Origin of the sequence: Ensifer sp. BR816, from assembly GCF_000378985.1 — a bacterium.
GTDB lineage: Bacteria > Pseudomonadota > Alphaproteobacteria > Rhizobiales > Rhizobiaceae > Sinorhizobium.
Window position 1 is genome coordinate 2926654 of the sequence record NZ_KB905370.1, and the last position, 15135, is coordinate 2941788.

Genomic DNA, 15135 nt, shown 5'->3' on the forward strand with positions numbered 1-15135 from the left:
TTTGTTATCCTTTGCTTGTGTGAGGATCATTGCCCAGCGGGGATCGTTCAGCCGCCACCGTGATCGGGGCGGGTTGCGGCGCCCGCGCCGCCAGGCGGCGCAATCGCGCGGCGATCGGCATCCGGAGATGCCGAAGCGCTAGCGGGTCGGCGAGCGCCGTTTTCAGCGCTCCAGCCAACGATCTCGCTTTCAGGTACTCGACGAGGAGAAGAAACGAGCGCGCCTGGCGGAAACCGCGCGCACGCTTGCGCTGCATCCTTCGCGACAGCTGGTCGAGCGCGTATCGCTGCAGGAATGCCTCGTCGGCCGCCATCATCGCGTCGATATGCGCGAGTTTCAGCACGCGAGAAATCGAGCCCTCGCGGATGTGATAGGTGTATCCGGCCGATGGCTCGACCGCGCAGCGGCCGCCGCAGGCAAGCGCGGATGCGAGCAGGATGTAATCCTCGCCGATCCTAAGGGATTCGTCGAACGAGAGATCATTTTCTGTCAGGAAGCGGCGCTCGAACACCGGTTTCATGTAACCGAAATTGTGCTCTGAGCGGAAAATCACATTCGATTCGATGAAGGCCGGCAGCGTCAGTTCGGGCAGCGCCTCGAGCTCGGCGTCCGCGAACATCCGGACATTGGCGCCGTCGAGCGACAATACGTCGAGATTATCGACGATGATCTGTGCCGCGCTCGCTTCGGCACGGGCAATCATCCGCGCCAGCCGTCCGGGGCGCACCGTGTCATCCGAATCGAGAACGGCGATCCATCGGCCGCGCGCCGCCGCAAAGCCGGCATTGCGGGCCCCGCCCGGGCCGCGGTTGTTCTCAAGCGCAATGAGCCGGACCCTAGGGTCATCGATCGCGGTGACGAGAGCTGCGGTCGCATCCGAGGAGCAATCGTCGACAACGATCACCTCGACCGTGACGCCCTCCTGCGCAAGTGCACTGCCGAGCGCGCGGGTGATCGTATCGGCGGCATTGTAGGCGGCGACGACGAAGGTGACGTCCGGGGCAAGCGCGTTCGCGGGCTCATTCATGGGCGTGGTCATCGGGAAGTCACCTCCGCCGCTCCGTATTGTTCGAGCTCCCTATGCCCGAGGAGGCCGCTGATCACGCCGACATGCAGCCCGGCGCGCAGCGCGTAGCGATTTCGGCGGACGGCCGAGGGCAGGAAGAGGAACGCGGCGAGTGCGCAATAGGCGGCCTTGACGGCTGCGAGGGCGAGATTCACGGGTTTACTGGATCCGCCCGCCTTTTCGGTCAGCAGCCGCCCGTGGGTCTGGCCGGAGCGGAAGCGCCTTTTGGCCAACCAGGCAAACGAGGCCCGGCCTTCCGGCACCGGCTCATGCACCCAGGCATTTTCGGCAAAGGCGATTGTTCCACCAGTCTGGTGCATGCCGGTGAAGAAGTCCGTGTCCTCGCCTCCGCTCCGTCCGAGCGCGAGCTTGAAGCGGCGGCCATGAAGCGACGGAGCCTTCATCCGGAGCAGGGCGTTGCAGGTATAGCCTGTGCGGATTTCGCCTTTCACCCACACCGGCAAAGTCGAGTGGAAGTCGCCTCGGCGCATCCAGGCAGGCGCCGACGGCGCGTAGTGGGCCCGGACCGGGCCGAGGACGGCGTCCGCGCCGCTTGCCTGGGCCTCTTCCAGCAGGCTGACCAGCCAGTCGCTCGAGGCGGTCTCGTCATCGTCGATGAAGGCGAGCAGATCGCCGGTGCTGTTATCGAGGCAGGCGTTGCGGGCGATCGAGATGTTCGACGCCGGGCAATGGAGATAGGTCACCTCGAAAGGCATTTCCGGCCGCAGTTTCTCGACGAGCGCACGGGCGCTCGGCGTGGAATCGTTGTCGGCGACGATGACCCGCAGCGTCGCCTTCGCGGGCAACTTTACCGCTGCGAGCGATCGAAGCGTCGCGGCGAGTTCGGGACGACGGAACGTGCAGACGCCGATGTCGATGTGAAGGGTGCCGCTCATTGGACCACCCGACGCCGGAAGTCGAGCAGTTCACGCCAGAAGCCAGCGGACCAGGCCAGGTGCATGACCATGGCTGATATCGCTGCGAGCGGCCCGTAGGGGTTGCGCTGCCCGACCGCCATCCAGACGCCATAGCCGAGGCAGGCCGCCGCCCAGACGCCGAAGGGAATGATCGCCGCCCAGTTGATGATGGCAAGAAGTGCGCCGAAGGCGACGGGCGCGACGCCAAGCGGCAGCATCTGCCGAAGGCCGGGCATGGCGCGGTGCTTGAGGATGTTCTTGGCGCGGCCGCGGCCATAGCCGAAATACTGCTTGAACAGCGGCACGATCCGGCTGCGCGGATAGTAGACCATGTTGGTCCTGTCGGTCATCCAGATGCGGTAGCCGGCTTTGCCCAGGCGAAAATCCAGTTCGGCATCTTCGTTGTGGCTGAAGGTCTCGTCATAGCCACCGACATCCGTGAAGGCGGCAATACGCATCAGGGCGTGATGGCCGTGCTCGGCCCAATGGCCGGCCGCACCGGTCCGGTGCTTGGAGCCGCCATTGCCGAGCTTGGAGTTCTGGGCATAGGCCGTCGCCTTCTGGAAGGTGCCGAAACCCTCGGTCTGCATGGCGACGACGACCGAGTCGGCTCCGGTTGCGAGCGCTTCCTCGACGAGGCGCTCGCAATAATCGTCCGGGTAGCTCGCATGCGCGTCGATGCGGATCAGGTAGTCGAAGTCCGCACCGAGTTCGGCGACGGCGCGGTTGACGGCGGCACTCTGGATTCGCTTCGGATTGTCGAGGAAGAGGACGCGCGGATCCTCTTCGGAGAGGCGGCGAGCGATGTCGCGCGTGCCGTCGTCACTGCCGCCGTCGGCGATGACGATCTTCGCGTCGAGCACGCCAAGCGACGGACGCAGCTTCGCGACAAGCGCTTCGATATGCAGCGCTTCATTGAGGCAGGGGATGACGATGAGGGTCGACGTCGACGCCGGGCTGTCCGCGGTCATAGCAATCCACTTTCGTTGTGACGGGCTTCCGCAATGGCAGCGGCCGGAATGATCGTTTGCGTTGTGTCGTGAGTGAGCGTCGCCAGCCGCCGCACCAGCGTCTCGCAATCCGCGCGGTCAAACACCCAGGTGGCGGGATGACACCGGCCGATGCGGTCTGCGGCTTCGGAAAACTGCTCCGCCGTCATCGAGCCCAGGAGCGCGGCGAGGTTGTCGGGATCGGCTTCCTCGAGGACGAGACCGATGCCGCGCACGGCGAGAAAGCGCGCCGTCTCCGTACCCTTCATCGCGATCGGAACGCGGGTGTGGCGGCATCCCTCATAGAGCCGGTTGGGCAACAACCAGTTGGAGTTCTGGCCCTCCTCGAAGAAGTCGATCGCCCAGGTGAAGTGGACGGCGCCGTAGATCTCGGCGAGGTCCTCGGGATTCCGGTAGGCGCCGTCGAAGCGCATGAACGGCTCGTTCTGCACGAAGCCATCGAAATCCCTGAATTCCGAATAGGCGGGCCTGCCGCGCAGAACGACCTCGAAGCGACCTTCCATCCTGCGGGAAAATTCGGCGAGGAGGCGCAGCGACTTGCGGCAGCGAAGCGCTCCGAACCAGCCGATCCTCCAAGGCGCACCGGGCAGCGGATATTGGGCGGGGACAGCCGCCGGCAGCGTGCTCCCGTCGATTTCAAGAACCTTGTTCTCGAGCAGCATCGGCGGCGCCTCGAGGCCCGAAAGGGGGCGAAAGTAGTGTTCGATGAAGGCCGGCGAACTGGTGATCAGCGAACGGGCGTCTCGGCCGAGGCGGGCCTCGGCGGCGCGCATTGCGCGTCCGACCAGGTCCTTGCGCAGCATCAGCCGGTGAATGTCGAGGCACTCGTAAACGATCGGAACGTCGCCGCCGAAGAGTGTGACGGCGCGTTTGGCGACGGCGAGCATTTCGAGATTGCGGGCGATGATGAGGTCGGGCTTGCGAAGATGGCCGAGCCTGCTCTTCAGCGACAGGCAGGCTGTGGCAACGGCGCCGATGCGCTGCGCAAACCGGCCGTCCGCCGTCGTGCCGAGCTCGATCGGCTCTACGCCGCCAACGGTCGGAAGCCGATTGCCGCCGCGGCGGAAGCCCGCCAGCGTGACATGGGCACCGCCGGCAACGAGCGTGAGCGTCCTGCGCCGCACGGCGGGATCGGCAAGGTCCTGTGCCAAGTAGAGTATCTGCAGCATGAAAACATCCGTTTCCCTGCTCAGCCCGGGCCGAGCTTAGTTCAGTTTTTTGTGCACCGCAACAAGTTGTTGCAATTGCTCACTAAATGGTCAGTTGCTCAGAATCCGGTCAATCCAGTCGGCAGGCGACCGACTCGGCGAACTGGCACTTGTCGCCAGGGGCCGTGTAGGCGACCCGATCGACCTGGAGCTTTGTCGGCTCCTTGTAGGAGAAGGTGCCCATCCAATCGTTGAGCGTGTCGGTTCCCCACAGGCTGAAGAAGATCTTTTGTGCATTGGCGGGGATCTTGGCGGGATCGGTGACCTCATGAACCAGCTCGCCATTGACGTAGTAGCGAAGCCGGTCCTTCTCCCAGACGAAGGCGTAGTCGTTGAAACCCTGGTTGGCACCGCCGGGCACATCGGCCAGAAACTCGTTGCCGCCCTTGGCCGCCACATATTGATTGATTTGCACTTTCGCGGTGTTCTTGCCGAGCACCTCGAAATCGATCTCGTCATGCGGCTTCTTGTCGGTCGGACCGATATAGGTGAAGAAGGCCGAGTTCAGCCCCGAACCGTCCGCCGCCTTGATCCTAGCCTCGTAAGTGCCGTAACCGAAGCGCTTGCGGGTCTGGATTTCGCCGCAGGCGAAATTGCGCTTGCCTTGCTTGCGTTCCTCGAAGCCCAGTTCGAGAACGCCGTCGACGATCTTCACCTGCTTCTTCGACCAGGTGCAGTTCTGATGCGAGCCGTTGTCCCATCCGTCCGACACATACCAGAGCTTGCTGTCGAGTTTGTCGAAATCATCCATGAACGAGGCGCCGTTGACGCCTTCCTTGGCCGTGGCACCGCCCACGGCGCAGGCGAGGGGAAGTGCGGTGACGAGGGCGAGGCGCCAAAGGCGCCCGTTACGGTCGGATTTCATTGTCTTGCTGCCTTTGCTGCGAATTCGGTCCGAGGGTCGGGCAGGGCTCGACTGGTGGTTGTGCGGAAGGCGTGCGAACGCGATCCCCGAGATCGACGCTGCGCGCGTGAGGACAATCCGCGTCGAGAGATAAACGTCCATACGCACGATATCGATCACTCCTATCGGGCGACGCCTCTGGCGCCGTTTCAACAGAGCAAACTTGAGCCCACAGCGAACAAACTAGGGCATCTGCAAAGAAAAAATATGGCGGTGCAGCAGAAAAGTGGCGGATGTCATGCTGCACTGCACCCAAGCGGCGAAGTTTTCGATGACAAGCGGGGCACGGCGTTCAGCGGCGATTCGGGATAAATCCCTGTTTCCTCGCCTGTTGCGAAAAGTGTGCCCCGCAAAATTTGGGGGCAATTTCAAGTTGAGGAAATTCGCTGTGAATTTTTCTAAACAGACATGATTTATCCGGTCTAGTGCCGGCGTTTGGTCGGCTGCCGAGCGGAAATGCGGCAAGGATGAGGCGGGCTTCCCGTCGCGTCGCCGCGGTTCGAGATAAATCGATTCGCATTCTCGATCGGTAGCCAAAACGGACCCGAGGAACGCTATCGTGGAGTGCCGCACACCAGATCCGGGAAACGGACCGTACGGCAGCGCTACGGCAACCATTGCCGTGCGGCGCCGGATGCATTCCGGCGATGATTGCCCCTAAAATGTTACTGGAAAATTGCCCCGCCTACGGCAATAGTATATCCATACTTTAGTGCTTTCAGTACCAAAGCAAGCCCGCCGCGCAATCGGCGGGTTTTTTGCGGGACAGTCTGCTGGACGTGGGCAACGCCGCACTTGCAGTCCGCGAGCGGGCTACTCGTCCCTGGACTTGGCTGAGAGGGTGTCGGGACTGTCCTCACGGAAGGGCTTCTTCAGTTCGTTAAGTTCCTCCTGGCGTTCTGCCGCGATGATCAGCTCCTTTGATTTCAGTGACGGCTTAAGGATTGCGGCCAGCAGACCTATCGGGCCCAGCACGCAACCGATCAGCAGCCAAAGAAGACTATGCCCGCCCCTAACCGCAGCGACGACCGCGGTCGCGATGGCACATACTACCCAGAACTCGACGATCATTGATTCTTGCCACCTACGAGGGAGACCCTCGGTTTACTCTTCCGCTACGCGTCCGCCGTCTTTTGCCCGGGGCTGCCCTCGCCACATCCCGGTGCCAAGCGATCGTGCCACTTCCTGTGCAGGGGCGTACAGCCCCTTGCCCGGGTTATCCCGGTTTATCGCGTTGCCGGATTCAACCAGCCAGCGATTCACGTCTTCCCCGTCGGCCCGAAAGCACGCGCCGATATAGCGACCATAACGGTCGCGGCCCGCGAATTCGCAGCGGATGGGACGGGACGCCGAAAGAAACGCAGCGAGTGCAAGCGACGATTCCTTGCCGCACCGGTAGTCGGCCCCCGTCTCGTCGAGGCAGACCTGCCAATCCTCCGGTGCATCCACACCATAAAGCTGCACACGTTCGCCTGCAATTTCAATGGTGTCGCCATCGATCACGCTGGCATCGCCGATGATCGGACCGGCCGCACGGGCGGCGTCCACCGCGATCACCATTGCGAACGCGATCACTGTCATCCTTCCAGGAACTTGCGGCGACGCGCGCCGCCGTCGCCCTTGCGGCGGGTCGGGTTTTCCGGTGAGCGTTTTTGCAGCCTTCTGCCTACACGTCATATGTCCGTCCAGCCCCGTTCAGACACTGACTCTAACTCAGGCGGCTCACAGTACGCATCCTTGAAAAAGCAGGGGGACGCTTCGAGATCGGTGGATATTGCAAATGTGCTGAAGGGGTCGCCAACCCCTTCAGTTGCCATAGACGCAAAGGCTTATGATCAGAAAACGAACATGTAGAGCAGGATGATGACGATCAGGGGAACGCCCATCAGCCAGAGAACGATACCTTTCATTGCGATATCCCGGTGGTTGTTGTCCATGGCAGGGTAACGCGGCGCAGGGAAAAGCGTTCCTGCTGCCTGCTATGCTGCGGCAAGCACTGGTCACCGGATCTCTACCACGAGTGGACGGCGAGGTGACGGTGTCAGGCGGGACCGCCGGCTGCAACAGTTGCCGCCGCGCCTTACTCGGCTTGATCCACCGCAAAGGCGTCGAGCAGGTAGCGTACGTCGCCAGTCCCGCCGAGTGCCACCGGCGCAGGCGACCGGGAACGCCGGAAGCGCTCGGTTTTGTCCCCGACGATCCCGCCGACGATTGCCGGAAGAGCGCCGGGATGTTTAAGCGCATAGGCGAATGCGCTGGCAATGCCTTCGTGGTTCTTGAGGTCCAGGAAGTGCCGCAACTCGTAGCGCCCCCGGATATGGCGTTCATGCCGCCGCAGCGCCGCGGCGGCATCGCCGCTCAAATGCGCCTCGGCAAGGATGGCGCGATCGGCCTCGTATAGGCGCCGCAAGTCGATCGTTCGGTGGCTGCCGCTGAGAGAGTTGCCCCGCACCACCGCCGCATAGCCGCAGCTATGGATGATCTTGTAGCGTGCGCCGCGCGCGAGCGCGCGAGCATAGAGGTCGAAGTCCTCACCGAGGCGCAGCGTCTCATTGTAGCGGAGGCCGAACTCGTCCAGGAAAGCGCGCCGCATCAGCGGCTTCAGGAAGCCGATTTCGCCACGCCGGACGCCGCGCCGGGAAATGTTGCCTTCAACGAAACCGATGAGGTCGAGAAGGCGCGGGCGGGGCGCGAAGCGGTCCACCTTACGCTCGGCGCCGGGCGCCTGCGCGGCATCGATGAAGGCGATGTTGTCGGCGATAAAGTCCCAGCCGTCCTGTGCAAGCAGTTGGCGCATTCGTCCCGGGAAGAAGAAATCGTCCGCATCCAGCACACCAACAAGCGGCGACGTCGAAACAGCGATGGCATGGTTGCGGGCTGCGGCGGGACCGCGGTTCTCCTCGAAGCGGACGATATTCAGACGTCCAGTGCCGTCGTCGGCGGCGCGCGCCACGGCCGCGGTATCATCGGTCGAGCCGTCGTCGATGACGACGACTTCGGCGACTTCCGGTTCGGCCAGCGCCGAGACGATGGCCCTCGCGATCGTGTCGGCGGCGTTCTTGGCGGCAATGATAATGCAGACATTCGTCGGCACGGCTGCGGTCATACGGGCCTCCAGCGATCATCGGATGCGTCTTGTTGCACGGGTTCTGCTGCATGAACTGCAGCAGGCACGCGGGACCATGCATCGCGATCGTGTCGCAAACGCGTCAGCGGGCGAAATTATTCCGCAGTTGCGAAGAAACCTGATGAGAGTGGGTCAGGAATTGAAGTGGCGAGGGCGGTTCAAACGCCGCAGCGACAGCTTGCTTGCCTGCTTTTCGTCATTCGTCGGATCGGCCGGCAGCTTGCCGGGGGATAGCTTTCGGCGCTCGCGCGCCTCCTTCCACACCAGGAAAAGCACGGCGAGAAAATAACCGACCTGTATCAGGACGGCGCAAATCAGCGTCTGCACAGCCGTCGAGGCGAGCGATCCGGTCAGGAAATAGGTTGCGATGGCAAACGCCGCCAGCGCGCCGAACATGCTCATGACGAAGCGTGGTGCGAACATTGCCTACCCCGCTTTCCGATTTGCTCGTGGAACCGTCATTGCACTCCCGCCCTCGCTCCTGTTTCCCACTATATTAGCGGTCGCTTTTCTCTTCAACCTGCAAAATGCAACTTTGTCGCTACAGTTCCTAACCGGAAAAGCTTTCCGTCATCTTTAGGTAGACTGAGCAATTCGAATGGGTCCAACGGTTAAACGATACAATCACCGATATGTTCGACGGATTTAGGGGATTATTTTTCCGCGAAGTGCGGAGGTCAAAATGACTCGCCCACGCGGCCCCTAAATTCACAGGGGAAAATGCGAACTCGTTCTGTTTGTTGCAACTTTTGTCTCTGCCGCCGCCATTTTTCCCGATCAACTTTTGTTACAGGCAGCGGGGCCGCGGTTCGAGAATATGTGCAGCGCAACAAAATGATGCGATGCAAAAATCATCGCCAAAAGTCCGACTTTTCAAATCTCCAGGCCGAGAGCTGTCGTTGCCGGTAGTGAAAAATTGATGCGTCAAATACAATACTTTAGCCATCGCAAATAATGAATGCGCGCCGATGTTTGAATGGCGGGATGACGAGCGCAACTATTTTAGCAGTGAACTCCAAGCCGTATACTTAAAATTTCGTAATAGTCTCCAACCGGCACCACCGCTAAACCCCCTCGAAGAGGTGTGCGCTGCCGCTGCCATCATTCCGCCTTCAAAAATCAAATTCTCACCATACACTCACGCTAGATGACGCTCCGTCCTTCGGGACCGACAATCGCCAACGTAAATGGAGTCCCCTCTATGAAGTCCGCGACTCGCTCGGCCAGTACGGCTTTTTTTATCCCCCATGAGACCGGTGCCATCCGGCCGATCGGTGGGATATCAAAGCGAAGCTTCGACATTCTCATCGCCATTGTGGCACTCATTGCTCTCAGTCCGCTTTTCCTGCTCATCACGGCGCTGGTAAAGCTCTCGGACGGGGGCAGCATTTTCTACGGGCATCGCCGAATCGGCCATAACGGCCAGACCTTCAAGTGCCTCAAGTTCCGCACCATGATGGAAAACGGCGATCGGGTTCTGCAGGAATTCTTCAAGTCGAATCCTGCCGCCTACGAAGAGTGGCGCGCGACCCGCAAGCTGCAAGACGATCCGCGCGTCACCGTGGTCGGAAGCGTCCTGCGCAAGCTCAGCCTTGATGAACTGCCCCAGCTCTTCAACATCATCCGTGGTGAAATGAGCATCGTCGGCCCGCGTCCGGTGGTCGAAGACGAACTGGAGCTCTACGATTCGGCCGCGGAGTTCTATCTGCGCTCGCGTCCTGGTCTGACCGGCCTTTGGCAGATCAGCGGCCGCAACGATGTATCCTATGCCGCTCGGGTGGCCTTCGATACGCATTATGTCCAGAACTGGTCCCTCCTCGCCGACCTCGTCATCGTCTTCAAGACGATCCCCGCCGTCTGCCTCTCCCGCGGCAGCTACTGAAACCTTGGCGTCGGCCATCGGCCGAGCACAACGCCAAGCAACGGGAAGTCCCAAATGCCATCGATAAGAGTTCCAGGGGCGCCTGCCGGCTCCCGCAAGCTTTTCCATTTCGCCCGCTTCGCACTCTGCGCGGCGCTTGTCGTGTCCGGCGCCGCCATGGCCCGGGCCGACGACTATCGGCTCGGCGTCATGGATAAATTGCGGATTCGCGTTGCCGAGTGGCAGACCGCCGAAGGCGCGTTCCGCGATTGGTCGGCGGTCAGCGGCGAATACACGGTAGGGGCCTCGGGCAGTGTTTCGCTGCCTTTCGTCGGCGATCTGCCCGCCTCGGGACGGACGACGACGGAGGTCGCGGAAGAAATTGGCATCAAGATACAGAAGCTCTTCGGGCTTCGGGACCGGCCATCCGCTTCCGTCGAGATGGCACAATATCGCCCGGTCTATCTCTATGGGGAAGTTGAAACCCCCGGCGAGTACCCCTATGCCCCCAATCTGACCGTGCTCAAGGCGATCAGCCTCGGTGGCGGACTGCGCCGGGGCCCGAGCGGCCAGCGCTTTGCCCGCGACTATATCGCTGCAAGCGGCGATTCGGCCGTGCAGGTGGCCGAACGCCAAAGGCTGCTCATTCGTCGTGCGCGGCTCCAGGCGGAAATCGCCCAGCACGACAAGATCGCGCTGCCCGAAGAACTGAAGAGCGCCCCGGGCGCCGATAAACTGCTCGAAAGCGAGACGGCGCTGATGGTGTCGCGCGACAAGCGCCAGCAACGGCAGCTCGACGCCTTGGCGGACCTCAAATCGCTGCTGCAGAGCGAGATCGATTCGCTGGCGAAGAAATCCGAAACGCAGCAGCGCCAACTCGAGCTCGCCACGGAGGACCTGGACAAGGTCGGCAGCCTTGCCGAGAAGGGCCTGGCGCTGAGCCAGCGCAAGCTCTCGCTCGAGCAGCGGGTCGCGGACGTGCAGTCGCAGCTTCTCGACATCGATACGACTTCGCTCAAGGCCAAGCAGGACGTCAGCAAGGCGACGCAGGACGAGGCCAATCTGAGCAACGATTGGGATGCGCAACTTGCCCAGGAGCTGCAGAACACCGAGGCCGAACTCGACACGCTCACGCTGAAACTCGGCACCAGCCGGGATTTGATGACCGAGGCCCTCATGCAATCGGCCGAGGCGGCGCAACTGGACGAGCAGGGTGCCAACATCACCTATTCGATCCTTCGCGAACAGGACGGAAAGTCGACGGAGATCGCGGCGACCGAGACGACGCCGGTGCTTCCCGGCGACGTGATCAAGGTCATTGCCGCAGTGGCGATGCGGTGAATGCATGAGGATCCGGAAGGCGAGCCTCATAGATCCTGACGCGAATGGGCTTTACGGCATCGCGGCCGTTGCCCTTTCGCTGTTCGTCTTCGCCTATTCGACCCGTTTCGGGCCGATTTCCGTCCTGGCCTATTACGGCCTGTGGCTGCCGCTCGTTCTCGTCGATTACCGCAAGGTGCTCGGCAATTATGGCAGGTTTGTCTGGATCTTCGCCTTCGTGGTCCTTGCCTGTCTTTCGATGTTCTGGTCGGCCGCGCCCGGCGTGACGGCACGTGCCGGGATCCAATATCTGAGCCACATCATCTGCGCGCTCATCGCGATGCGGGTGATCGACATCCGCACGCTCACCCGCGGCGCCATTGCGGGCGTCGCCATCGTGCTCGTCTATTCGCTGCTCTTCGGCGTCTACCATTACGATCCGCTCGACGGCACCTACAGCTTCGTCGGCGCATTCGCTTCCAAGAACCAGTTGGGCTTCTATGCCTCGCTCGGCATCTACTTCGCCTTCATGGCCGTCGTCGTCCTTGGAGAACGGGGCGTCTGGCGGGCCGCCGCCGGGGGCGCAGGCGCGATCGCAGCCTATTCGCTGTTCGCCTCCCAATCAGCCACCTCGGTGTTGACGACCGTCGCGATCCTCGGACTTTGTGTCGGCATGCGCGCGATCACGGCGCTCAGGCCCGCGAGCCGGAAAGGGCTCTTTATCGGCGTCGCGGTTTTCGGCAGTGTCGCCGCCGTCGCGCTGATCTATGCCGGCGCCACCGACCTTGTCCTCGGCGCATTCGGCAAGGATTCGACGCTCACCGGACGTACCTATCTGTGGCAGCAAGGAATCGAAGCGGCGCAGGCCGCACCATTCTTCGGCATCGGCTATCAGGCCTATTGGGTGCAGGGATTTTCCGAGGCGGAGCGCCTGTGGGAAGAATTCTACATCACCGCCCGCTCCGGCTTCCACTTTCACAACACCTATATCGAGGCCGCCGTGGAAACGGGATTGGTCGGTCTGGTGCTGTTGACGATGCTGCTGCTCACGGCGGTGTTCGGGCAATTGAAGCGTCTGCTGGCGGAGGACCGGGATGAGGAGGCGATGGTGCTGTTCGGCGTCGCGATGCTTCTTTTCATTCGTTCCTTCGTCGAGATCGATATCATGAACCCCTACCATGTCGGATCCTTCCTGTTGTACTTCACCGCAGGGAAGTTGACGCTCGCACGACGTCGGCAGGCGGTGACCTGGCTTTGGCCGGGCGATGGACAGGCGGCCGCCTATGGGCCGCGGCTCAGCATGTGACATCAGGGTCAGAGGGGCCGATGGGGACGATCCGGGCGATTCAGTATCTTCGGGCGGCGGCGGCGCTCGCGGTGGTGATCTTTCACGCCGCCGAGAAGACCGGCCACGATTTTACGATCGGAGCGGCCGGCGTCGACGTCTTCTTCGTCATCAGCGGGTTCATCATGTGGGTCATCAGCGAACGGCGGCCGATGACCCCTGCGAAGTTCATCGCCGATCGCCTCCGCCGCATCGTCCCCGTCTACTGGTTTGCGACGGCCGTCATGGTGGCGGGCGCGCTCGCCGGCCTCTTTCCCAACATGGTCCTGACCGTCGAGCACGTGGTCGCATCGCTGTTCTTTGTCCCGGTCCAATCCCCGAGCAGCGGCGAGATCTGGCCGGTACTCGTACAGGGCTGGACGCTGAATTTCGAGATGCTCTTCTATGCCGTGTTCGCGGCCTCCCTGCTGCTGCCGCGGCACTGGCGACTGGCGGCCATCGCGAGCCTCTTCGCGGCGCTGGTGGGGATCGGGTTGGTCGTGCCCATCGAACATCCCGTAGCGCTGATCTATACGCGGCCCATCATTCTCGAGTTCGTCGCCGGCATGATCCTCGGCGAGGTCTGGCTTAGGGGTAGGGTTCCCGGGGCAGCGATCGGTTCATTGTTGATCGCCTGCTCGCTTGGCGGCTTCGGGCTGATCGGACGGCTTCATCTGCCCTTCGATGAGTGGACGACCGGGCCGTTGGCCGTGCTCCTGGTTCTCGGTGCGCTGTCGCTCGAGGCAAGCGGACGGGTACCGATGCTGACCTTGCCGAACCTCCTCGGCGATGCGTCCTATTCGATCTATTTGTGGCACACCTTTGCGATCTCCGTCGTCGCCAAGGCGGGGAGCATGCTCGGCATCCATCTGGCGATATCGATGGTGCTGGCGATCGTGTCGGGGACGCTTTGCGGCATCGCTGCCTATGCGCTTCTCGAGCGCCCCTTGCTTCGGCGTGGACGGACGCCGCCGCCGGCCGTCGGTCTCACCGGGCCCGCCGCTCAATAGGCCCGGTGTGCCTGCCGCTTGCTTAGCCGTTTCGGCGCGAATGCCAGTTCCAGGCCGATTCGGTGATCGCCGCCAGGTCGTATTGCGGCTCCCAGCCGAGCACCTGCCGTGCCTTGTCGTTGTTGGCGACGAGCGTCGTCGAGTCGCCGTCGCGGCGGCCGACATAGCTGACATTGAACGGCCGCTTGGAGACCTTTTCGATCGCCCCGAGCAACTCTTTCACGGTTGTCCCCGTGCCGGTGCCTAGGTTGAGTTCGACACTGTCGCCGCCCTCGAGCAGGTAGTCGACGGCGCGCACATGCGCATCGGCAAGGTCGAGAACATGGATATAGTCGCGCACGCAGGTGCCGTCGCGCGTCTCATAGTCCGTTCCGAAGACCTTGAAGCCTTCGCGCCGGCCGAGTGCAGCGTCGATCGCCAGCGGGATCGCATGCGTCTCCGGTTCGTGCCATTCGCCGATGCGGCCCTCGAAATCGGCGCCGGCAGCATTGAAGTAGCGCAGGATGACGGAGCGGAGGCCCTTGTAGAGGCCGTAGTCCTTGAGCGCCTGCTCGCAGACCCACTTGGTCCTGCCATAGGGGTTGATCGGTGCCTGCTTGTGCGTTTCGTCCATCGGCACGCTGTCGGGCAGGCCGTAGGTGGCGCAGGTGGACGAGAAGACGAAAGCCTCGATGCCGGCGGCAAGCGTTGCCGACAGCAGGGTCAGCGTTCCGATGACGTTGTTGTCGTAGAAGGCGACCGGATCCTTGACCGATTCGCCGACCTCGATCATCGCTGCAAAATGCAGGACCGCCCGGGGCCGATGGCGGGCCAGCACCTCGTCGAGACGCTGCCGATCGCGGATGTCGCCCTTCTCCAGCACGCCCCAGCGGACGAATTCCTCGTGGCCGTTCGAAAGGTTGTCGTAAACGATCGGATGGTAACCCTTTTCGGCCAGTCGGAGGCAGGTATGGGAGCCGATATAGCCGGCACCACCGACGACGAGGATGTTGTTGTTCTGCACGGGCAACCTCACGGAATGACTTTCAGACTGAAATGGAACGGCATTGGCTTTCGCAACCAATAGCGGCGATTTTTCAACACAATATGTAAGTTCTGCAAAAGATGGCACTCCACACAATGGCGAAGGCCGCTTCGCTTCGGAGGTTTGGCGAAGGGATCAGCGACTGTGGCAGACATGCAGCACTTCGCCGTCGCTCGCGGCGAGCACAATATTTGCGCTTGGCTCGATCCATATCTTCAACTATAAGCAGTCTTCCGGCAATCAGAACAGGGAGGTTACGATGACAGCCTATTGCTTCTCCCTTGGGGACGGTCCACGATCCTGACCTCGTGACCGGGAGCGCCTGCGCTTCCTGATTGCCGACGGATCCCGCACCGTCCGGCCC

Annotated in this window: 14 protein-coding genes; 4 read left to right on the forward strand and 10 right to left on the reverse strand. The window is 62.1% G+C overall.

Going from position 1 to position 15135, the window contains the following annotated elements:
- Positions 1-4: 4 nt before the first annotated feature.
- The 9 genes from RHIBR816_RS0114095 to RHIBR816_RS0114140 all read right to left on the reverse strand — a co-directional run bounded on the left by RHIBR816_RS0114095 (position 5) and on the right by RHIBR816_RS0114140 (position 8655).
- A complete protein-coding gene (locus RHIBR816_RS0114095; protein WP_018237199.1) occupies positions 5-1039 on the reverse strand; it encodes a glycosyltransferase family 2 protein in 1035 nt (344 codons plus the stop codon).
- Positions 1036-1962 (reverse strand): glycosyltransferase family 2 protein, encoded by a 927-nt coding sequence (locus RHIBR816_RS0114100; protein WP_018237200.1) that lies wholly within the window; start codon positions 1960-1962, stop codon positions 1036-1038. The genes RHIBR816_RS0114095 and RHIBR816_RS0114100 overlap by 4 nt, the downstream gene beginning before the upstream one ends.
- Entirely contained in the window at positions 1959-2954 is a 996-nt protein-coding gene (locus tag RHIBR816_RS0114105) for a glycosyltransferase family 2 protein (protein WP_018237201.1), read from the reverse strand. The genes RHIBR816_RS0114100 and RHIBR816_RS0114105 overlap by 4 nt, the downstream gene beginning before the upstream one ends.
- The gene (locus tag RHIBR816_RS0114110; protein WP_018237202.1) at positions 2951-4162 is read right to left on the reverse strand and encodes a glycosyl transferase family 1; all 1212 of its coding nucleotides are present in this window, start codon (positions 4160-4162) and stop codon (positions 2951-2953) included. The genes RHIBR816_RS0114105 and RHIBR816_RS0114110 overlap by 4 nt, the downstream gene beginning before the upstream one ends.
- A gap of 109 nt (positions 4163-4271) precedes the next feature.
- Complete coding sequence (locus tag RHIBR816_RS0114115) at positions 4272-5066, reverse strand: glycoside hydrolase family 16 protein (protein WP_026186987.1); 795 nt, start codon at positions 5064-5066, stop codon at positions 4272-4274.
- A gap of 852 nt (positions 5067-5918) precedes the next feature.
- Positions 5919-6176: a hypothetical protein gene (locus RHIBR816_RS0114120; RefSeq protein WP_018237204.1), complete on the reverse strand. Its 258-nt coding sequence runs from the start codon at positions 6174-6176 to the stop codon at positions 5919-5921.
- Between the two features lie 33 nt (positions 6177-6209).
- Positions 6210-6686, reverse strand: a complete 477-nt coding sequence (locus RHIBR816_RS34160; protein WP_018237205.1) for a thermonuclease family protein — start codon at positions 6684-6686, stop codon at positions 6210-6212.
- A 499-nt stretch (positions 6687-7185) separates the two neighbouring features.
- Positions 7186-8211, reverse strand: coding sequence for a glycosyltransferase family 2 protein (locus RHIBR816_RS0114135; RefSeq protein ID WP_018237207.1), 1026 nt, complete (start codon positions 8209-8211; stop codon positions 7186-7188).
- A gap of 153 nt (positions 8212-8364) precedes the next feature.
- Entirely contained in the window at positions 8365-8655 is a 291-nt protein-coding gene (locus RHIBR816_RS0114140; protein ID WP_018237208.1) for an exopolysaccharide production repressor protein, read from the reverse strand.
- A gap of 778 nt (positions 8656-9433) precedes the next feature.
- Between RHIBR816_RS0114140 and exoY the strand changes: the two genes are divergently transcribed.
- The 4 genes from exoY to RHIBR816_RS0114160 are packed head-to-tail and all read left to right on the forward strand — an operon-like array spanning position 9434 to position 13747.
- Entirely contained in the window at positions 9434-10114 is a 681-nt protein-coding gene (exoY, locus tag RHIBR816_RS0114145; protein ID WP_018237209.1) for an exopolysaccharide production protein ExoY, read from the forward strand.
- A gap of 54 nt (positions 10115-10168) precedes the next feature.
- Positions 10169-11434: a polysaccharide biosynthesis/export family protein gene (locus RHIBR816_RS0114150; RefSeq protein WP_018237210.1), complete on the forward strand. Its 1266-nt coding sequence runs from the start codon at positions 10169-10171 to the stop codon at positions 11432-11434.
- Positions 11435-11438: 4 nt separating this feature from the next.
- The gene (locus RHIBR816_RS0114155) at positions 11439-12719 is read left to right on the forward strand and encodes an O-antigen ligase (protein WP_018237211.1); all 1281 of its coding nucleotides are present in this window, start codon (positions 11439-11441) and stop codon (positions 12717-12719) included.
- A 20-nt stretch (positions 12720-12739) separates the two neighbouring features.
- Positions 12740-13747: an acyltransferase gene (locus tag RHIBR816_RS0114160; RefSeq protein WP_018237212.1), complete on the forward strand. Its 1008-nt coding sequence runs from the start codon at positions 12740-12742 to the stop codon at positions 13745-13747.
- Positions 13748-13769: 22 nt separating this feature from the next.
- Here RHIBR816_RS0114160 and galE read toward each other — a convergent pair whose 3' ends face one another.
- Positions 13770-14750 carry a UDP-glucose 4-epimerase GalE gene (galE, locus tag RHIBR816_RS0114165; protein ID WP_026186988.1) on the reverse strand — a complete coding sequence of 327 codons (981 nt, stop codon included), beginning with the start codon at positions 14748-14750 and terminating at the stop codon, positions 13770-13772.
- Positions 14751-15135 lie beyond the last annotated feature (385 nt).

What these genes read in the sequence shown, in the direction of transcription:
- RHIBR816_RS0114110 (WP_018237202.1), bottom strand. Translation starts at nt 4,162, where the DNA reads ATGCTGCAGATACTCTACTTGGCACAGGACCTTGCCGATCCCGCCGTG.
- RHIBR816_RS34160 (WP_018237205.1), bottom strand. Translation starts at nt 6,686, where the DNA reads ATGACAGTGATCGCGTTCGCAATGGTGATCGCGGTGGACGCCGCCCGT.
- RHIBR816_RS0114115 (WP_026186987.1), bottom strand. Translation starts at nt 5,066, where the DNA reads ATGAAATCCGACCGTAACGGGCGCCTTTGGCGCCTCGCCCTCGTCACC.
- RHIBR816_RS0114135 (WP_018237207.1), bottom strand. Translation starts at nt 8,211, where the DNA reads ATGACCGCAGCCGTGCCGACGAATGTCTGCATTATCATTGCCGCCAAG.
- exoY (WP_018237209.1), top strand. Translation starts at nt 9,434, where the DNA reads ATGAAGTCCGCGACTCGCTCGGCCAGTACGGCTTTTTTTATCCCCCAT.
- RHIBR816_RS0114155 (WP_018237211.1), top strand. Translation starts at nt 11,439, where the DNA reads ATGAGGATCCGGAAGGCGAGCCTCATAGATCCTGACGCGAATGGGCTT.
- RHIBR816_RS0114105 (WP_018237201.1), bottom strand. Translation starts at nt 2,954, where the DNA reads ATGACCGCGGACAGCCCGGCGTCGACGTCGACCCTCATCGTCATCCCC.
- RHIBR816_RS0114140 (WP_018237208.1), bottom strand. Translation starts at nt 8,655, where the DNA reads ATGTTCGCACCACGCTTCGTCATGAGCATGTTCGGCGCGCTGGCGGCG.
- RHIBR816_RS0114100 (WP_018237200.1), bottom strand. Translation starts at nt 1,962, where the DNA reads ATGAGCGGCACCCTTCACATCGACATCGGCGTCTGCACGTTCCGTCGT.
- RHIBR816_RS0114150 (WP_018237210.1), top strand. Translation starts at nt 10,169, where the DNA reads ATGCCATCGATAAGAGTTCCAGGGGCGCCTGCCGGCTCCCGCAAGCTT.
- RHIBR816_RS0114120 (WP_018237204.1), bottom strand. Translation starts at nt 6,176, where the DNA reads ATGATCGTCGAGTTCTGGGTAGTATGTGCCATCGCGACCGCGGTCGTC.
- RHIBR816_RS0114160 (WP_018237212.1), top strand. Translation starts at nt 12,740, where the DNA reads ATGGGGACGATCCGGGCGATTCAGTATCTTCGGGCGGCGGCGGCGCTC.
- RHIBR816_RS0114095 (WP_018237199.1), bottom strand. Translation starts at nt 1,039, where the DNA reads ATGACCACGCCCATGAATGAGCCCGCGAACGCGCTTGCCCCGGACGTC.